Raw genomic sequence first — 18,694 nt, forward strand, 5'->3', positions numbered from 1 at the left:
AAAGCAAATCACGTCGATGACGGCTCTGAGCCGTGCGCGGCATCAGATCGGAATCCCGCGCGGGATCAGATCGGAACGATGCGCGTGATCATGTCGGTATCCCTGCGCGGGATCGTCGGAATCCGCAGGCGGCATGATATTTTTGCGCGCAATCCCGCTCGCCGCGACCGTGCTGCTGTTCGCCCCCGGCGCTCTCGCGCAGTTCGGCCCGACAAAGGTCGACGCGCAACCGCAGTTGCGCGGCATGACGGCCGATGAAGCGGCGGCGCTGATCGCAAAAGTCGCCGATGCGCAAGCGAAGGTGAAGAACGAGGAGCAGGTCGTTTTCGACCTGCTGTCCGGCGCCCCCGCCTTTTATTCGATGACGCGCACGAGCCCGCGCGAGGCTTTTCTCCGCCTGCCGCTCGCCAAGACGTTCAGCGTCGAGCGCAAAGCGACCGACAACAGGTTGTGGCAGCCTTACCAGATCATCGTCCTGCCCGACGGCCCCGGCAAATTACTCTGGGATGTCGAAGTCGTGCTGGGCATCAACGGCCAGATCGAGCGGATCGAAATGCTCTACCGCCCGCCTGCGCCCTTCTGACTGCGCTCAGATTAGTCCCGCCAACGGACTGGACGGGTCGGCATATTTGCGCAGCCCCATCCGCCCCGACAAATACGCGTCCCGCCCTGCCTCGACCGCCAGCTTCATCGCCCGCGCCATCCGGATCGGATCTTTCGCCTCGGCGATCGCGGTGTTCATCAGCACGCCGTCGCAGCCAAGCTCCATGGCCACCGCGGCATCGCTCGCCGTGCCAACGCCGGCATCGACCAGCACGGGTACCGACGCGCCCTCGACGATCAGCCGGATCGTCACCCGGTTCTGGATCCCCAGCCCCGACCCGATCGGCGCACCCAGCGGCATTACCGCGACCGCGCCCGCATCCTCCAGCTGTTTCGCGGCGATCGGATCGTCGACGCAATAGACCATCGGCAGGAAACCTTCCTTGGCCAGCACCTCGGTCGCCTCCAGCGTCTCGCGCATGTTGGGGTAGAGTGTCTTGGCCTCGCCAAGCACTTCCAGCTTGACCAGATCCCAGCCCCCTGCCTCGCGCGCCAGCCGCAAGGTGCGGATCGCGTCGTCGGCGTTGAAGCAGCCCGCGGTGTTGGGGAGGTAGGTGATCTTCTTTGGATCGATATAATCGGTGAGCATCGGCGCGGTCGGGTCCGACACATTGACGCGGCGCACCGCGACCGTGACGATCTCCGCCCCCGAAGCCGCGACCGCCGCCGCATTCTGCTCAAAATCCTTGTACTTGCCGGTCCCGACAATCAGCCGCGACGTGAATGTCCGTCCGGCAACGCTCCAAGTGTCGGTCAACAACCGCCTCCCACAAAATGTACAATTTCCAGCGCGTCGCCCTCGCACAGCGCCACATCCGCCAGCGTCGAGCGAGGCACGATTTCGCGGTTGCGTTCGACCGCGACCTTTTTGACGTCGAGGCCGAGCGAGGCTACGAGATCGGCAATGCTGCCATCGCGCACCTGCCGCGTTTCGCCGTTGAGGATGACCAAGATCACTGGGGAATCCGCCTTGCTTTGCCTTTTGCCGAGCAGCCCATATAGGGGGAGCGCATATCGTCGCAACCGAAAGCCCCCGCCTTGACCGACAAGCCGACCGTTTTTGTCCTCTCCGGCCCTAACCTCAACCTGCTCGGTACGCGCGAGCCGGAGATTTACGGCCATGATACGCTGAACGACATTCACGCGCGGCTCGAAGCGCAGGCGGCCGAACTCGGCCTTCGCGTCGAGTGCCGCCAGACCAACCATGAAGGTGTGCTGATCGACTGGCTGCACGAAGCCTATGTCGCGGGCGCCAAGGCGGTGTTGCTGAACGCGGGCGGCTACACGCATACCTCGATCGCGCTCCACGATGCGATCAAATCGATCAAGGTGCCGGTGATCGAGGTCCACCTGTCGGACCCGATGCAGCGCGAAGAGTTTCGCCACATCAGCTATGTCGGCATGGCAGCAGTGGCGCATTTTGCAGGCCATGGCGCGAACAGCTACACGCTGGCGCTGGACGCCGCCGCGCGTCTCTGACAAGAGGGCGCATCAAAAACGGGGTCTGAGCGTCCTTATCAATGGACGCCGCAAAAACAGGAAAATTCTCATGGGTGACCATAAAGACGATGGCATCAATATCGATCCGGCCTATGTGCGCGCGCTCGCCGAGCTGCTCGACGATACCAGCCTGACCGAAATCGAAGTCGAGGACGGCGATCGCAAGGTCCGCGTCGCGCGCAAGGCCGCGGTTACCGCGGCGCCCGTCGCTTATGCGCCCGCACCGGCACCCGCCGCCGCGGCCCCGGCGGCAGCCCCCGTCGCGGCCGCCCCCGCGGCTGCCAGCTTCGCCGACGCGGTCAAGTCGCCGATGGTCGGCACCGTGTATCTTTCGCCCGAACCCGGCGCACCGAATTTTGCGACCATTGGCTCACCGGTCAAGGCTGGCGACACCGTGCTGATCATCGAAGCGATGAAGGTCATGAACCCGATCGTCGCCCCCGCATCGGGTACGTTGACGGGTGTGCATGTTGAAAACAGCCAGCCGGTCGAGTTCGACCAGCCGCTGTTTACCATCGCCTGAGGCGAAGGAAACATTCGGCAATGGCCATTGAAAAACTTCTGATCGCCAACCGCGGTGAAATCGCGCTGCGTATCCACCGTGCCTGCCACGAAATGGGCATCAAGACGGTCGCGGTTCATTCGACCGCCGACGCCGACGCGATGCACGTCCGCCTCGCCGACGAAGCCGTGTGCATCGGCCCCCCCGCGGCGAAGGACAGCTATCTCAACATCCCCGCAATTATCTCGGCCGCCGAAATCACCGGCGCCGACGCGATCCACCCGGGTTATGGCTTCCTGTCAGAAAACGAGCGCTTCGCCGAGATCATCGAAGCGCACGACATGATATTCGTCGGGCCAAAGCCCGAACATATCCGCACCATGGGCGACAAGGTCGAAGCGAAGCGCACGGCGGTCACGCTCGGCCTGCCGGTCGTTCCGGGTTCACCCGGTGCGGTCACCTATGGCGACGAATGCCGAAAAATGGCCGAAGACATCGGCTATCCGGTGCTGATCAAGGCCGCGTCGGGCGGCGGCGGGCGCGGGATGAAGGTCGTCCCCGACGCCGACAGCCTCGAAAGCCTGATGGGCCAGGCATCGAGCGAAGCGGCGGCGGCGTTCGGCGACCCGACTGTTTATATGGAAAAATATCTCGGCAACCCGCGCCACATCGAATTTCAGGTGTTCGGCGATGGCCGGGGAACGGCAATCCACCTCGGCGAGCGCGATTGCTCGCTTCAGCGTCGCCACCAGAAAGTGCTCGAAGAAGCGCCCTCGCCGATTATCTCGGCCGAAGAGCGCGCGCGCATGGGCAAGGTGTGCGCCGACGCGATGGCCGCGATGCAATATCGCGGCGCCGGGACGATCGAATTCCTGTGGGAAAATGGCGAATTCTTCTTCATCGAAATGAACACGCGCATCCAGGTCGAGCATCCGGTGACCGAAATGATTACCGGCTTTGACCTTGTTCGCGAACAGATTCGCGTCGCCGGAGGCCGCGACCTGTCGGTCAGACAGGAAGACCTGGAGTTCCGCGGCCACGCGATGGAATGCCGCATCAACGCCGAAGACCCGCGCACCTTCATGCCCTCGCCCGGCAAGGTCACCAATTATCACGCCGCGGGCGGCATGCATGTGCGCGTCGATAGCGGGCTGTACGCCGGTTATTCGATCCCGCCCTATTACGACAGCATGATCGGCAAGCTGATCGTTTATGGACGCACCCGCGAAAGCTGCATGATGCGGATGCGCCGCGCGCTCGAGGAAATGGTGATAGCGGGGGTCAAGACCAATATCCCGCTGCACCAGGCGCTGCTCGCAGACCCCGACGTGATCAACGGCGATTATACGATCAAATGGCTGGAAGATTGGCTCGCGCGACACGATGAGGCGGGCGCAGCATGAACATTTTATAAACCCCTCCCATCAGGGCAGAGGCAGCGAGAATTGCCAGCTTGCTGGCTTAGTCGCAGCGGGGTGGGCTTTGAGACGCAACCGCCGCCCCAACCGCTCTCCCGCAGGGGAAGGGCTTCTTATGCGCCCAACTGTGCGCCACCTCACTTTAACTCCCCCGCATTTTTGGCTAAGGGCTAAACCATGGTCAAAAACGCCCCAAACGCAGCGCGCCGCGCCGCGACGCTCCTTCTGCCGCTGAGCCTGCTCGCCATGCCCGCCTTCGCCCAAACCGCGGTGAAAGAGGATTCGGTCATCCTCCAGCCCGACAAGGTCGCCGACGACGCCCCGGTGATCGCCGCACAAGTGACGTTGCCGAGCTGGACCGAAGAAGACGCCACCGCGCTGCTCAGTACGATCGAAAACATCGGCGCCGAAGGCCTGTTCGCCAAGGATTATAACCCCGATGCGCTCGCCGCGGCGATCCTTTCCAACGATCAGGTCGCGCTCGACAAACGCGCGACCGACACCTTCCTGCTGCTCGCGACGCATCTGCGCGACGGGCGCACGCCCAATGCGGCACGCAAACAATGGTTCATGGTCGATAGCGACGCCGATGCCGAACCCTTGCTGCCGCTCCTCGAGACCGCGCTGAACGCCGGGTCGATCCGAGAAACGCTCGCCTCGCTCAACCCCATTCACCCCGACTTCGCGGTGCTCAAGGCCGCGCTCGCCAATGCCAAGGCGCCAGCCGACGCCAATGCCATCCGTGTCAACATGGAACGCTGGCGCTGGATGCCGCGCGCGCTCGGCGAGCGCTATGTCGTCAGCAACGTCCCCGAATATATGACCCGCGTCGTCCATGGCGGCACGATCATCGCGACCCACAAGGCCGTCGTCGGCAAAGCATCGACTGCAACGCCGCAGCTGAACCCGATGGCCACCGGCATCATCGTCAACCCGACCTGGACCCTACCGCGCAGCATCATTAACGAAGGCATCGGCGCGACGATTGCCCGCAACCCCGCCTCGGCGCGCGCGCAGGGCTATACCTGGACCGGCAGCGGCAAGACGCTGTCGGTGGTGCAAAAGGCGGGGCCAAACAACGCGCTGGGCGTGATGAAGATGGAAATGCTCAACGAGCATGCGATCTACCTGCATGACACTCCGTCCAAGGGCGCGTTCAACGCTGCCGCCCGCGCATTCAGCCACGGCTGCATCCGCACCGAACGCGCGCTGCATTTCTCGGGCCTGATGGCGGTCATGTTCGCGGGACGTAGCCCGGAAGAGTTCGGCGAAGCGATCGCGAGCGGCAAGACCACCCGCTTCGGCTTCGACCAGCCTTTCCCTGTCTATGTTGCATATTGGACCGTCATCCCCGACGGCAAGGGCGGCACCAAAAAACTCGCCGATCTCTATGGGCGCGATGCGCCGGTGGTGGCCAGCTTTGCCAAACCCGGTCGCCCGACCGCTACGATCATCACACCGGTCGCGCCGCAAGTGGTCCCGACGGTCCAGACCACAGCGCGCGTAACGACACCGGGGACCAGCGGAATTTATTGAGCAGAGCCGCTTCCGACCGGAACCCGTTCTCACCGCAAACCACACAAGAAAAAGCCCCGCCAGATCACTCCGGCGGGGCTCTTTTCTGTCAGGCCTGGAGACCGAAGCGGTTACGCCTCGCCCTCACCCTCCGGACGCTCTTCGACCATCACGTCATCGGTCGTGAAGTCTTCGCCCTGCACCTTGCCCAGCGGATCGTCGCCCATCGCGGCTTCCGGCCCCTGCGCCAGTTCGGCCGCATGCTCGGCAGCGGCATTCGCCGGCGCGATCAGGTCCACCTGGCTCGCGGCGCGCATCGATGCGCGCAGCGCGGCATCCTTGCTCGACGCGGTGACGCGGACGCGGTTCATCGCGGCACCGGTACCCGCCGGGATCAGGCGGCCGACGATGACGTTTTCTTTCAGCCCGATCAGTGAGTCGACCTTGCCCTGCACCGAAGCTTCGGTGAGAACGCGCGTCGTCTCCTGGAACGATGCTGCCGAAACGAAGCTGCGCGTTTGCAGCGACGCCTTGGTGATGCCCAGCAGGACCGGACGGCCCTCGGCTGGAACACCATTCTTTGGCAGCTTGGCGTTATATTCCATCATCTCCAGATAATCGAGCTGTTCGCCCGGCAGCAACGTGGTGTCGCCGCCCGCGGTAATCTCGACCTTCTGCAGCATCTGGCGAACGATCACTTCGATGTGCTTGTCGTTGATCTTCACGCCCTGCAGTCGGTACACTTCCTGGATTTCCGCGACCAGATATTCGGCCAGCGCCTCGACGCCCATGACGTCCAGGATGTCGTGCGGGTTCGGCGAACCGCTGATCAGCGCATCGCCGCGCTTGACCTGATCGCCTTCCTGCACTTCCAGCACCTTCGACTTGGGGATCAGATATTCGATCGGATCGCCTTCTTCCGGAACGATCGCAATCTTGCGCTTCGCCTTGTAATCCTTGACGAATTCAATGCGGCCGCTGATCTTTGCGATAACGCTGTTGTCCTTCGGAATGCGCGCTTCGAACAGCTCGGCCACCCGCGGCAGACCGCCGGTGATGTCGCGCGTCTTCGACGCTTCACGGCTGACGCGGGCCAGAACGTCACCCGCCTGCACCGTCTGACCATCCTCGACCGACAGCATCGTGCCGACCGCGAGCAGGTAGCGCGCGGCTTCACCCGAAGCATCGTCAAGCAGGGTCAGGCGCGGCTGAAGATCTTCCTTCTTGGCGCGGCCAGCCGAACGATATTCGATCACGACGCGCTGGGCGATGCCCGTCGCTTCGTCGACCTGTTCGATCAGGGTCTTGGTGTCTTCCAGATCCTGATACTTCACGACGCCCTGCTTTTCGGTGATCAGCGGCATGGTGAACGGATCCCATTCGGCAATCCGGTCGCCCTTCTTCACCTTGTCGCCATCCTTGAACAGGATATGCGCGCCATAAGGCAGCTTGTGCGACGCGCGCTCGCGACCTTCGCTGTCGATCACCGCGACTTCACCCGAACGGGCGAGCGCCAGACGGCGACCGCGCTGGTCGACGATCGTTGGCATGTCACGATATTCGATCGTGCCGTCCGAGATCGATTCAGCGTTCGACTGCTCGTTAACCTGCGCCGCACCACCGATGTGGAAGGTACGCATGGTCAGCTGGGTGCCGGGTTCACCGATCGACTGGGCGGCGATAACGCCGACCGCTTCACCGATGTTCACCGGGGTACCGCGGGCCAGATCACGGCCATAGCATTTGCCGCAAACGCCCAGCACCGCTTCGCAAACCAGCGGCGAACGGATCTTGACCGACTGGACTTCGGCATCTTCGATCCGCTGCGTCGTCGGCTCGTCGAGCAGGGTGCCGACGGGGGCCAGCACATTGCCGTCCTTGTCGAGCACATCTTCCAGCGTCGTGCGGCCCAGGATGCGCTCGCCCAGCGAGGCGATCGTCGAACCGCCCTGGATGATCGCGCGCATTTCCATGCCGCGGTCGGTGCCGCAATCTTCCTCGATCACAACGCAATCCTGCGACACGTCGACCAGACGGCGGGTCAGGTAACCCGAGTTTGCCGTCTTGAGCGCCGTATCGGCCAGTCCCTTACGGGCGCCGTGGGTCGAGTTGAAATATTCAAGAACGGTCAGACCTTCCTTGAAGTTCGAGATGATCGGCGTTTCGATGATCTCACCCGACGGCTTGGCCATCAGGCCGCGCATACCGGCGAGCTGCTTCATCTGCGCCTGCGAACCACGGGCACCCGAGTGCGCCATCATATAGATGGAGTTGATCGGGGCCAGACGACCCGTTTTCGGATCCTTCGGCTCGGCGCGGATTTCGTCCATCATCGCGGTCGCGACCTTGTCGCCGCACTGCGACCAGGCGTCGATCGCCTTGTTGTACTTTTCCTGCTGCGTGATCAGGCCGTCCTGATACTGCTGCTCGAAATCCTTTACCAGGGCGCGGGTTTCATCAACCATGCCGACCTTCGACGCCGGAATGATCATGTCATCCTTGCCGAACGAGATGCCGGCTTTGAACGCGTGGCGGAAGCCCAGCGCCATGATGGCGTCGGCGAACAACACGGTCTCTTTCTGGCCGGTGTGACGATAGACCTGATCGATCACGTCGCCGATTTCCTTCTTGGTCAAAAGGCGATTGACGACGTCGAAGGGCACGGTGTGCGACTTCGGCAGGCATTCGGCGATGAGCATACGGCCCGGGGTCGTTTCAAAGCGCTGAAAATATTCATTGCCCTTCTCATCGGTCTGCGGGACGCGGCTGACGACCTTGGTGTGCAGGGTCACGGCACCGATAAACAGCGCCTGATGCACTTCGGCCATGTCGGCGAGCAGCATGCCCTCGCCGGGTTCGCCTTCGCGCTCCATCGACAGATAATAGAGACCAAGCACCATGTCCTGCGACGGCACGATGATCGGCTTGCCGTTCGCGGGGCTCAGGATGTTGTTGGTCGACATCATCAGCACGCGCGCTTCCAGCTGGGCTTCCAGCGAGAGCGGGACGTGAACGGCCATCTGGTCACCGTCGAAGTCGGCGTTGAACGCCGCGCAGACCAGCGGGTGAAGCTGGATCGCCTTGCCTTCGATCAGCACGGGTTCGAACGCCTGAATGCCCAGGCGGTGAAGCGTCGGGGCGCGGTTCAGCAGGACCGGGTGCTCGCGAATGACTTCGTCGAGGATGTCCCAGACTTCCTTGCGTTCCTTTTCAACCCACTTCTTTGCCTGTTTCAGGGTCATCGACAGACCCTTGGCGTCGAGGCGCGCATAGATGAACGGCTTGAAAAGCTCGAGCGCCATCTTCTTCGGCAGGCCGCACTGGTGCAGCTTGAGTTCGGGACCGGTCACGATGACCGAACGGCCCGAATAATCGACGCGCTTGCCGAGCAGGTTCTGACGGAAGCGGCCCTGCTTGCCCTTGAGCATGTCGGACAGCGATTTCAGCGGACGCTTGTTGGCGCCCGTGATCGTGCGGCCGCGGCGGCCGTTGTCGAACAGCGCGTCAACGGCTTCCTGCAACATACGCTTTTCGTTGCGGACGATGATGTCCGGCGCGCGCAGTTCCATCAGGCGCTTCAAACGGTTGTTACGGTTGATCACGCGGCGGTAGAGATCGTTCAGATCCGACGTCGCGAAGCGGCCACCGTCGAGCGGCACCAGCGGGCGCAGTTCGGGCGGGATCACGGGGACGACTTCCAGGATCATCCATTCGGGGCGGTTGCCCGAATCGATGAAGCTTTCGACGACCTTCAGACGCTTGATGATCTTCTTGGGCTTCAGCTCCGACTTGGTCGTGGCCAGATCTTCCATCAGGTCGGCGCGTTCCTGCTCCAGGTCGAGATTTTCGAGCAGAACGCGGATCGCTTCGGCGCCAATGCCGGCCGAAAAGGCGTCTTCGCCATATTCGTCCTGCGCGTCGAGCAGCTCGTCTTCGGTCAACAGCTGGAACTTCTCGAGCGGGGTCAGGCCGGGTTCGAGCACGATATAGGCTTCAAAATACAGGACGCGCTCAAGCTGCTTGAGCTGCATGTCGAGCAGCAGTCCGATGCGCGACGGCAGCGACTTCAGGAACCAGATGTGCGCAACGGGCGCGGCGAGTTCGATATGGCCCATGCGCTCGCGGCGGACCTTGGTCACCGTGACTTCAACACCGCATTTTTCGCAAACGATGCCCTTGTATTTCATGCGCTTGTACTTGCCGCACAGGCATTCATAATCCTTGATTGGGCCAAAGATGCGCGCACAGAACAGGCCGTCACGCTCGGGCTTGAACGTGCGGTAGTTGATGGTTTCGGGCTTCTTGATCTCGCCGAACGACCATGAGCGAATGCGCTCGGGGCTCGCGATGCCGATCTTGATCATGTCAAAGGTTTCGGTCTTCGCGACCGGATTCATGAAGTTGGTAAGCTGGTTCATATTCTAGCTCCACTCTTCCCCCTTCGCGCGGAGCGAAGGGGGTGAGGATAAGATCTTATTCGGCGGCTTCGGGAAGGGCGTCGGGCGCCTCGTCCGGGTCCAGATCCGCATGGGACGACAGTTCGACGTTGAGTCCCAGCGAGCGCATTTCCTTGACGAGCACGTTGAAGCTTTCGGGAATGCCGGCCTCAAAGGTGTCGTCGCCCTTGACGATCGCTTCGTAAACCTTGGTGCGGCCGATCACGTCATCGGACTTCACCGTCAGCATTTCCTGAAGCGTATACGCGGCGCCATAAGCTTGCAGTGCCCACACTTCCATTTCCCCGAAGCGCTGGCCACCGAACTGCGCTTTACCGCCCAGCGGCTGCTGGGTAACAAGCGAGTACGGCCCGATCGAACGCGCGTGGATCTTGTCGTCGACAAGGTGATGCAGTTTCAGGATATACATATATCCCACCGTCACCTTGCGGTCGAACCGGTCACCGGTGCGGCCGTCGTACAGATCGACCTGACCCGACCGGTCAAGACCGGCACGTTCCAGCATCGCCGACACGTCGGCTTCGCGCGCACCGTCGAACACCGGGGTCGCAAAAGGTACACCGACCGACAGGTTCGAGGCGAGTTCGACAACCTCGTCTGCGGTGCGGGCCTTGATCTCGTCGGCATATTCATCGCCATAGGCATGAAGCAGTGCATCGCGCACGGCCTCGGGCGGAGTTCCCGCCACGGGGTCGGGGTTCGCCATGCGCCAATCTTCCAGCGCCGTCGTGATCTGCTGACCGAAGCCGCGCGATGCCCAGCCAAGGTGCGTTTCGAGAATCTGTCCGACGTTCATGCGCGACGGCACGCCCAGCGGATTGAGCACGAAATCGACATGCGTGCCATCTTCCAGGAACGGCATGTCTTCGACCGGCAGGATGCGGCTGATGATGCCCTTGTTGCCGTGACGTCCTGCCATCTTGTCGCCCGACTGCAGCTTGCGCTTCACGGCAACGAAGACCTTGACCATCTTGAGCACGCCCGGGGCGAGTTCGTCGCCGCGCTGCAGCTTTTCAACGCGATCTTCGTATTTCGCGCTGATCCGCTTGATCGCGTCGTCATACTGCGCCTTGATCGCTTCGAGCGCGGTCTGACTGTTGTCGTCGACAACCGCCAGCTTCCACCAGTCGCCGCGATCGAGTTCGGTCAGCATCTCTTCAGTGACGACGTCGCCCTTCTTCAGCCCCTTCGGTACCGCGCTGGTCGCTTGACCGATCAGCAAGTCTTTCAGGCTCGAGAAGGTCGCACGGTTGAGGATCGCGCGCTCATCGTCGGCATCCTGCTTCAGACGCTCGATCTCTTCGCGTTCGATCGCGATTGCGCGCTCGTCCTTGTCAATGCCGTGGCGGTTGAAAACGCGGACTTCGACGACCGTGCCCGAAACGCCCGGCGGCAGGCGGAGGGAGGTGTCGCGCACATCGCTGGCCTTTTCGCCAAAGATCGCGCGCAGCAGCTTTTCTTCCGGCGTCATCGGCGATTCACCCTTGGGGGTGATCTTGCCGGCCAGAATGTCGCCCGGGCCGACTTCGGCGCCGATATAGACGATGCCCGCCTCGTCGAGGTTGCGCAGCGCTTCCTCGCCGACGTTCGGGATGTCGCGTGTAATGTCTTCGGGGCCAAGGCGCGTGTCACGCGCCGTGACTTCGAATTCCTCGATGTGGATCGAGGTGAAGACGTCGTCCTTCACGATGCGTTCGCTGATGAGGATACTATCCTCATAGTTATAGCCATTCCACGGCATGAACGCGACGAGCACGTTCTTGCCCAGCGCCAGTTCGCCCAGCTCGGTCGACGGGCCGTCGGCGATAATGTCGCCGGTGCGGACGATCTCGCCCACCTTCACCAGCGGACGCTGGTTGATGCAGGTGTTCTGGTTCGAACGCTGGAACTTTTGCAGGCGATAGATGTCGACGCCCGACTTGCCGGGTTCAACCATATCGGTCGCACGGATGACGATACGCGTCGCATCGACCTGATCGATCACGCCGCCGCGGCGCGCTGCGATCGCAGCGCCCGAATCGCGGGCAACGGTTTCTTCCATGCCGGTGCCGACCACCGGAGCCTCTGCACGCAGCAGCGGCACAGCCTGACGCTGCATGTTCGAACCCATCAGCGCGCGGTTGGCGTCATCGTTTTCCAGGAACGGGATCAGCGATGCCGCAACCGAAACCAGCTGCTTCGGCGACACGTCCATCAACGTGATCTGTTCGCGCGGCGCCATCAGGAATTCGCCCGCTTCGCGCGCCGAGATCAGCTCGTCGATAAAGCTGCCGTCGGGGTTGAGGTCGGCGTTCGCCTGCGCAACCGTGTGCTTCTGCTCTTCCATCGCCGACAGATAAACGACGTCGGTCGTCACCTTGCCGTCGATGATCTTGCGGTACGGGGTTTCGATGAACCCGTACTTGTTCACTCGCGCAAAGGTCGCGAGCGAGTTGATCAGACCGATGTTCGGGCCTTCCGGCGTTTCGATCGGACAGATACGGCCGTAGTGGGTCGGGTGAACGTCGCGGACTTCGAAGCCAGCACGCTCACGGGTAAGCCCTCCCGGCCCAAGCGCCGACACGCGGCGCTTGTGGGTGACTTCGGATAGCGGATTGGTCTGATCCATGAACTGCGAAAGCTGCGACGAGCCAAAAAATTCACGCACCGCGGCAACCGCAGGCTTCGCGTTGATCAGGTCGTTCGGCATGACGGTCGACACATCGACCGAGCTCATGCGCTCCTTCACCGCGCGCTCCATGCGGAGCAGGCCGACGCGATACTGGTTTTCCAGCAGCTCGCCGACCGAACGGACACGGCGGTTACCGAGGTTATCGATATCGTCGATTTCGCCCTTGCCGTCCTTCAGGTTAACCAGCTCCTTGACGACGGCAAGGATGTCGTCGCTGCGCAGCGTGGTGACCGTGTCTTCGGCATCGAGACCGAGGCGCATGTTCAGCTTGACGCGGCCGACAGCCGACAGGTCGTAACGCTCGGGGTCAAAGAACAACCCGCCGAACAACGCTTCTGCGGTTTCGCGCGTCGGCGGCTCGCCGGGGCGCATCACGCGATAGATGTCCGAAAGCGCCTGATCGCGATCCTCGGCCTTGTCGGCCTTCAGCGTGTTGCGGATCCACGGACCGGTGTTGTTGTGGTCGATGTCGAGCAGGACGAGCTTGTCGATACCCGCCGCGTCGATCTTTTCGAGGTTCTCGGCCGACACTTCGTCACCAGCTTCGATGTAAATCTCGCCGGTCGTCTCATTGATCAGGTCATAGGCCGAATAGCGACCGAAGATTTCCTCGGTCGGGATCAGCAACGTATCGAGACCGTCCTTCGCCGCCTTGTTGGCAAGGCGCGGGCTGATCTTGTGACCAGCAGCAAACACGACTTCGCCGGTCTTCGCGTCGACGACGTCGAACGCGGGCTTCGCACCGCGCCAGTTTTCGACCATGAACGGCACGCGCCAGCCATTGGCGGCGCGCTCGAAAATCAGGCGGTCATAGAAATGGTTGAGGATTTCCTCACCCGACATGCCCAGCGCGTAGAGCAGGCTGGTGACCGGCAGCTTGCGCTTGCGGTCGATGCGGACATTGACAATGTCCTTGGCGTCGAATTCGAAATCGAGCCACGAACCGCGGTACGGAATGACGCGCGCAGCGAACAGGAACTTGCCCGACGAGTGGGTCTTGCCGCGATCGTGGTCGAACAGGACACCCGGCGAACGATGCATCTGCGACACGATAACGCGCTCGGTGCCATTGACGAAGAAGGTGCCGTTGCCCGTCATCAGGGGCATGTCGCCCATGTAAACGTCCTGCTCCTTGATATCGAGGACCGAACGGGTGTCGGTTTCGCTGTCGACTTCAAAGACGATCAGGCGCAGCGTGACCTTCATAGGCGCCGCATAGGTGATGCCGCGCTGGCGGCATTCGTCGACGTCGTACTTCGGCGCTTCGAGTTCGTAATGGACAAAGTCGAGCTCGGCGGTGCCGGCGAAATCGCGGATCGGGAACACGCTGCGCAGCGTCTTTTCAAGCCCCGAGACATAACCGATCGACGGATCCGAGCGGAGGAACTGCTCATAGGATTCGCGCTGCACCTCGATGAGGTTGGGCATCTCCACCGCTTCGTGGATATTGCCGAACAGCTTGCGGATGCGCTTGCTCGCGGTTGCTTCGAGGGCCTTGCCCACCGACTTCGCTTTGGTCGCCATAAGTGATTGTCTCGCCTGTCAAAAATCCAAATCGCGGGCGCTCCGACGCGAAAAAAGCCGCAGGCAACCGTTGCCGGTTTACCGCAGCTTTCCAACGCCTGTCGAAATCCCCGCCGACCTATCCGTACAATCCGCTGCGCAAGGCGGACTCTATCTCGAACGATGGGGTGTGACGGCGATATAGGTTTGGGGGGGCGAAGTGTCAACGGGCGGATCGCGAAATGCGCCGTTGCAAAGGACAGCGATGAGGTGGGCGCGTACCTCATGCTCCCCGACGCAAGCCTACGACATTCACACATCGTGTTTTGAATGAGGTTGAAGGGCTGTGCGATGTCCTGTCTAACAGCAAATCATGCTGCGCAAAAGTGCGCGGTGCGCCGACGGAAATGCGCGCGGCGGCACGCGATATTATGGCAGCGAGCCGACGGTGGCTCAGTTTGTCGCGACTTAGGCACGGTTAGTCAGCATTGGCGTGTCCTTTGCCGCACTACACGCGTTCAAACTGCGACCCTCTCGTTCAACACACTCTAGGAGACCACAAGCAATGCGGAAATTCGCAGGCTTTATCGCAACCCTTTCCCTTGGCGCAGCCGCCATTGTCGCGCCCCCCGCGATGGCGCAGGACGCAGCAGCGGCAACCGTCGACGTGTCGGTCGGCACCAAGGTTTTTGATTCCGAAGGCGCCGAACTCGGCACGGTAACCAGCGCGCAGGGCGCGAATGTTGTCGTCGACCTTGGCGCGGGCAAGCAGGTTACGCTCCCCAGCAATGCATTCGGCAAACTTGAACAAGGTCCGACAATCGGCGCGACCAAAGCTCAGGTTGTCGCAGCCGTCGATCAGGCCGCAGCTGGCAGCGACGCCAAACTGACCGCCGCGCTTCAGCCGGGTGCTGACGTGCGCAGCGCCCACGGCGCGGCCATTGTCGGTAAGGTGAAGCTGGCTGAGGCGGATGCCGTCGTGCTCACGACCCCGACCGGCGACGTCAAATTGCCGCGCAAAGCCTTTTTTGTCGGCCAAGCAGGGCTGGCGACCAGTTTTACTGCTGAACAATTTGCCGCTGCGACGGCCGAGGCGAACAGCGCTGCCGTCGCCAACGCTGCTGCAGTCGCGTCTGCACTTGTTCCGGGCGCCGATGTCCGGAGTCTCAAAGGGACAACAGTGCTGGGCAAGGTGAAATCGGCGAGCGCCGAGAGCGTTATTGTGACTGCGGCCACGGGCGACGATGTCAGCCTGCCGCGCAGCGCCTTCCTCATGTCACCGGCAGGCCTAGCAGCGGCGTATACCGCAGATCAGTTTGCAGCCGCTCTCGCGCAGGCGACCGGAGCCCCGGCGCCGCTCCCCGACGCGACCGCCGAGGCCACATCGGCCGCTCCGGACAAGCCGGCGAGCTGAGCCTTTCGGTACGTTCGTTCAGGGCGCGGAAGCACAGCTTCCGCGCCCTTTTCGCTGCCCGGCAATTACACAATGGCGCCATCACACTGCGGCACCTCTACGGAATATCCTTTGGGGTGGAAAACGGACATGAACTCGTCTCCCCTTGAGGGAGAGGATAGCGCAGCTTGCTCCGTCAGGAGCTGGTGAAGCTTGGGGGTGAAGCGCCAGCGGACGAAGAATCCCCTCTCAACTGCAGCTAGGCAGCAAAGCTGCCAAGCCTGCGTATCTCTCCCTCAACGGGAGAGAGGAAGAACGTGCCAAGTCCGCAATGGGTCGTTTTACCGCCGCTCAATTCACCATCCGCTCAAACCCCGCCCAATAGGGCGCCCGCAAATCCTTGCGCAAAATCTTGCCGCTCGCGTTCCTCGGCAAAGCATCGATCACGTCAACACTGCGCGGGCATTTGAACGGCGCAATGCGCTCGCGCGCCCAGGCGATAATGTCGGCTTCGTCGACCGTCATGCCCGGCTTGGCGACGCATACGGCCTTCACGCTTTCGCCCCATTTGTCGTCGGGGATGCCGAACACCGCGACCTCCTGCACCGAGGGGTGGCCGAAAATCGCGCTTTCGACCTCGGCGGGATAGATATTCTCGCCGCCCGAAATGATCATGTCCTTCATCCGGTCGTGGATGAACAGATAGCCGTCTTCGTCGAGATAGCCGGCGTCGCCGGTGCGGATCCAGCCGTCGGCGCTGACCGTCTTGGCGGTCGCGTCGGGCAGGTTCCAATACCCCAGCATGTTGTTCGAGGATCGCGTGACGACCTCGCCGACATCGCCGACCGGGACTTCCTCGCCATCGGGGCCAAGGATCCTGATCTCAACCCCCGGCAGTGGCTTGCCCGCCGATCGCATCCGCGCATTGCCCGCCGGATCATGGTCCTCGGGCGGCAGCATCGAAATGGTGCCGGTTGTTTCAGTCATCCCATATGCCTGAATGAACTGCGCCCCGAACATCTGGATGCACTGGCGCAGCAATTCGAGCGGGATAGGCGCGGCGCCGTAGAGGATATATTTGAGGCGGCTGTAATCAACGCTGGCGCAGCGCGGGTGCATCAGCAGGAATTGCAGCGCCGCGGGAACCATGAAAAAGCGCGTCACGCCATGTTGCTCGACCGCGTCGAACACCCCGTCGGGGTTGAACTCGGCAAGGATGATACCGGGCAGACCTGCCGCCAGCGCCATGATACCCAGCCCGGTGCCGCCAATATGCGCGCACGGCATCGCAACCAGCACTGCCTCGTCATCGTCCCATTTGGTATAGGGCATGTCGAGGTCGCTGGAATGTTTGCGCAGCGCGAACAGGTTGCGGTTCGACAGCACGGCGCCCTTGGGGTTGCCGGTGGTGCCCGAAGTGTAAAGCTGGAGCACCGCGTCATCGGTGCCCGATGGCGCGAATGCGGTCCGCGTGGCGCCGTCGATCATCGCGCGCGCCTCGGCGGCACCGACGATGGTGGGGGCATGGTCGAGCTTACCGGCAAGCTGATCGGCGAGCGTGTCGAACCCCGGCCCCGCGAACACCATCTTCGCCTGCGTGTCGTTGACGATGAACGCCCATTCGGTCGGCGACAGGCGCCAGCCGATCGGCGCCATCACGATCCCGGCGCGCGCGGCGCCGTAGAAGAGGATGAAATAAAGGTCGCTGTTCTTGCCGATCCACGCGATCCGGTCGCCCTTTTGCAGCCCCGCAGCGAACAGCGCCGACGCGACTCTCGCGGTCGCTTCGTCGAGTTCGGCATAGGTGTAAACGCGGTCTTCCTCGCGCAGCGCGACGCGGTCGGCGCGCTCGCTGGCCCAGTGGGTCAGGAATTCGTCGAATGTGAAAAGCTCCGAAACGTCGCGGGGCATGAACTCTCTCTCCTCGAATCGCATCTTTTGCGTGCAATTGGGAAAAGGCTAGCGGCTGCGCGCGGCACGTAAAGCGCGTATCGACAACCCTGTCAGCAACGTCAGGTGCGGCGGAACAGCAGCATCAGGTTGTTCGCAGGCATTGCGCGCCGCTCCATGAAGGTCAGGCCCGCGTCGGCGGCTGCCGCCTTGACGCCATCGATGTTACGCAGCCCCCACGCCGGATCGCGTGCGCGAAGACTGGCGTCGAAGGCAATATTGCTGTCCGCGGTCGGCACATTGAGTTCGACATAAGGGCCGTAAAGAATCAACGGCGCACCGGTGCGCAGCAACCGCGCCGCGCCCGCCAAAAGTCCGAGGGACGCATCCCACGGGCTGATATGCACCATGTTGATGCAAAGGATCGCGTCGGCGCAGTCGATCGGCCAGCCGCTGACAGATGCGTCGAGCGCCAGCGGCGGCGCGATATTGGCAAGCCCTGCGTCGGCGCACCATGCCGCGATCGAAACCAGTCCGGCCGGATCGGGATCGCTCGGCTGCCAGCCCAGCGTTGGAAAGGCCGCGGCGAAATGGACAACATGTTCGCCCGATCCGCTTGCGACCTCCAGCACGGTGCCTGTCGCGGGCAACCACTCGGCGAGCACCGCGGCGATCGCGTCGCGGTTGCGCAGCGTCGCCGGGGCGTGGCGCTTGTCGTCGCTGCCGCCGTCGCGGGGCATCCACGGCGGTGACGATGCCATCAGGCTTTGGCCTGCGCCCGTGCACGGCGTTCGCGGACGATCAGCCATACGAGCAGCCCGACGGGGCCGGCCATCAGGGTCAGAAGCAGGAATGGGAACTGCACGACGCGGCTGAACCCCTTGTTGTCCGCATCGCGCGCGATCCACATGCCGGTGAACAGGTCGAAAGCCAGATAATGCGTCCACCCCAAAGTCGCGCCGCCGGGGCTGTCGAACAGCTTCATGACCCCCGCCAGCGTCGTGAAATCGCCGCCGCCAGGGCCGCCGGGATCGATCCCGCCGCTGAGGAACCCGACAATCATCACGGTGTAGGCGAGGCAGAGCAGGAACACCCCGGCATAGAGGATTACAGCTAGGATTTTCGGACCGCGCGGCAGGAACGCCAGCGCGATCCAGCTGGCGAACGCCCAATAATTGGCGAGCAGAAAGATCGTATCCCAAGTCATCTATCGTCCCTCCCCCAAAATGCAAAACGCGATCC

Annotated in this window: 13 protein-coding genes; 6 read left to right on the forward strand and 7 right to left on the reverse strand. The window is 62.5% G+C overall.

The annotated features are described in order from the left end of the window. Positions 1-133: 133 nt before the first annotated feature. Positions 134-583 carry a hypothetical protein gene (locus CDQ92_RS05355; RefSeq protein ID WP_088440284.1) on the forward strand — a complete coding sequence of 150 codons (450 nt, stop codon included), beginning with the start codon at positions 134-136 and terminating at the stop codon, positions 581-583. A 6-nt stretch (positions 584-589) separates the two neighbouring features. Here CDQ92_RS05355 and CDQ92_RS05360 read toward each other — a convergent pair whose 3' ends face one another. Continuing rightward, the gene (locus tag CDQ92_RS05360) at positions 590-1,360 is read right to left on the reverse strand and encodes a thiazole synthase (protein WP_088440596.1); all 771 of its coding nucleotides are present in this window, start codon (positions 1,358-1,360) and stop codon (positions 590-592) included. Further along, complete coding sequence (thiS, locus tag CDQ92_RS21910; RefSeq protein WP_229667277.1) at positions 1,357-1,560, reverse strand: sulfur carrier protein ThiS; 204 nt, start codon at positions 1,558-1,560, stop codon at positions 1,357-1,359. Before thiS ends, CDQ92_RS05360 begins: the two co-directional genes overlap by 4 nt. Positions 1,561-1,641: 81 nt before the next feature. Between thiS and CDQ92_RS05370 the strand changes: the two genes are divergently transcribed. From CDQ92_RS05370 to CDQ92_RS05385, 4 genes are all read left to right on the forward strand, one after another. Then, positions 1,642-2,082, forward strand: coding sequence for a type II 3-dehydroquinate dehydratase (locus tag CDQ92_RS05370; protein ID WP_088440285.1), 441 nt, complete (start codon positions 1,642-1,644; stop codon positions 2,080-2,082). 70 nt (positions 2,083-2,152) lie between these two features. Continuing rightward, positions 2,153-2,626, forward strand: a complete 474-nt coding sequence (gene accB, locus CDQ92_RS05375; RefSeq protein WP_088440286.1) for an acetyl-CoA carboxylase biotin carboxyl carrier protein — start codon at positions 2,153-2,155, stop codon at positions 2,624-2,626. A gap of 20 nt (positions 2,627-2,646) precedes the next feature. After that, positions 2,647-4,008 carry an acetyl-CoA carboxylase biotin carboxylase subunit gene (gene accC / locus CDQ92_RS05380; RefSeq protein ID WP_088440287.1) on the forward strand — a complete coding sequence of 454 codons (1,362 nt, stop codon included), beginning with the start codon at positions 2,647-2,649 and terminating at the stop codon, positions 4,006-4,008. Positions 4,009-4,200: 192 nt separating this feature from the next. After that, positions 4,201-5,559, forward strand: a complete 1,359-nt coding sequence (locus tag CDQ92_RS05385) for a L,D-transpeptidase family protein (protein WP_088440288.1) — start codon at positions 4,201-4,203, stop codon at positions 5,557-5,559. Positions 5,560-5,669: 110 nt separating this feature from the next. Here CDQ92_RS05385 and rpoC read toward each other — a convergent pair whose 3' ends face one another. Continuing rightward, positions 5,670-9,956: a DNA-directed RNA polymerase subunit beta' gene (gene rpoC, locus CDQ92_RS05390; protein WP_088440289.1), complete on the reverse strand. Its 4,287-nt coding sequence runs from the start codon at positions 9,954-9,956 to the stop codon at positions 5,670-5,672. A 55-nt stretch (positions 9,957-10,011) separates the two neighbouring features. After that, on the reverse strand, positions 10,012-14,190 hold the full coding sequence (rpoB, locus tag CDQ92_RS05395) for a DNA-directed RNA polymerase subunit beta (protein ID WP_088440290.1): 4,179 nt from the start codon (positions 14,188-14,190) through the stop codon (positions 10,012-10,014). Positions 14,191-14,734: 544 nt separating this feature from the next. Here rpoB and CDQ92_RS05400 point away from each other — a divergent pair. Continuing rightward, positions 14,735-15,583: a hypothetical protein gene (locus CDQ92_RS05400; RefSeq protein ID WP_188682326.1), complete on the forward strand. Its 849-nt coding sequence runs from the start codon at positions 14,735-14,737 to the stop codon at positions 15,581-15,583. 330 nt (positions 15,584-15,913) lie between these two features. Here CDQ92_RS05400 and CDQ92_RS05405 read toward each other — a convergent pair whose 3' ends face one another. From CDQ92_RS05405 to CDQ92_RS05415, 3 genes are all read right to left on the reverse strand, one after another. Beyond that, a complete protein-coding gene (locus CDQ92_RS05405; RefSeq protein ID WP_088440291.1) occupies positions 15,914-17,473 on the reverse strand; it encodes a fatty acid--CoA ligase in 1,560 nt (519 codons plus the stop codon). A gap of 101 nt (positions 17,474-17,574) precedes the next feature. Next, entirely contained in the window at positions 17,575-18,213 is a 639-nt protein-coding gene (locus CDQ92_RS05410; RefSeq protein ID WP_188682324.1) for a DUF938 domain-containing protein, read from the reverse strand. Beyond that, complete coding sequence (locus CDQ92_RS05415) at positions 18,213-18,659, reverse strand: ABA4-like family protein (protein ID WP_088440292.1); 447 nt, start codon at positions 18,657-18,659, stop codon at positions 18,213-18,215. The genes CDQ92_RS05410 and CDQ92_RS05415 overlap by 1 nt, the downstream gene beginning before the upstream one ends. Positions 18,660-18,694 lie beyond the last annotated feature (35 nt).

This window comes from Sphingopyxis bauzanensis (genome assembly GCF_002205675.1).
Classification (GTDB): domain Bacteria; phylum Pseudomonadota; class Alphaproteobacteria; order Sphingomonadales; family Sphingomonadaceae; genus Sphingopyxis; species Sphingopyxis bauzanensis.

What these genes read in the sequence shown, in the direction of transcription:
- CDQ92_RS05355 (WP_088440284.1), top strand. Translation starts at nt 134, where the DNA reads ATGATATTTTTGCGCGCAATCCCGCTCGCCGCGACCGTGCTGCTGTTC.
- accB (WP_088440286.1), top strand. Translation starts at nt 2,153, where the DNA reads ATGGGTGACCATAAAGACGATGGCATCAATATCGATCCGGCCTATGTG.
- accC (WP_088440287.1), top strand. Translation starts at nt 2,647, where the DNA reads ATGGCCATTGAAAAACTTCTGATCGCCAACCGCGGTGAAATCGCGCTG.
- CDQ92_RS05385 (WP_088440288.1), top strand. Translation starts at nt 4,201, where the DNA reads ATGGTCAAAAACGCCCCAAACGCAGCGCGCCGCGCCGCGACGCTCCTT.
- rpoC (WP_088440289.1), bottom strand. Translation starts at nt 9,956, where the DNA reads ATGAACCAGCTTACCAACTTCATGAATCCGGTCGCGAAGACCGAAACC.
- rpoB (WP_088440290.1), bottom strand. Translation starts at nt 14,190, where the DNA reads ATGGCGACCAAAGCGAAGTCGGTGGGCAAGGCCCTCGAAGCAACCGCG.
- CDQ92_RS05400 (WP_188682326.1), top strand. Translation starts at nt 14,735, where the DNA reads ATGCGGAAATTCGCAGGCTTTATCGCAACCCTTTCCCTTGGCGCAGCC.
- CDQ92_RS05405 (WP_088440291.1), bottom strand. Translation starts at nt 17,473, where the DNA reads ATGCCCCGCGACGTTTCGGAGCTTTTCACATTCGACGAATTCCTGACC.
- CDQ92_RS05410 (WP_188682324.1), bottom strand. Translation starts at nt 18,213, where the DNA reads ATGGCATCGTCACCGCCGTGGATGCCCCGCGACGGCGGCAGCGACGAC.
- CDQ92_RS05415 (WP_088440292.1), bottom strand. Translation starts at nt 18,659, where the DNA reads ATGACTTGGGATACGATCTTTCTGCTCGCCAATTATTGGGCGTTCGCC.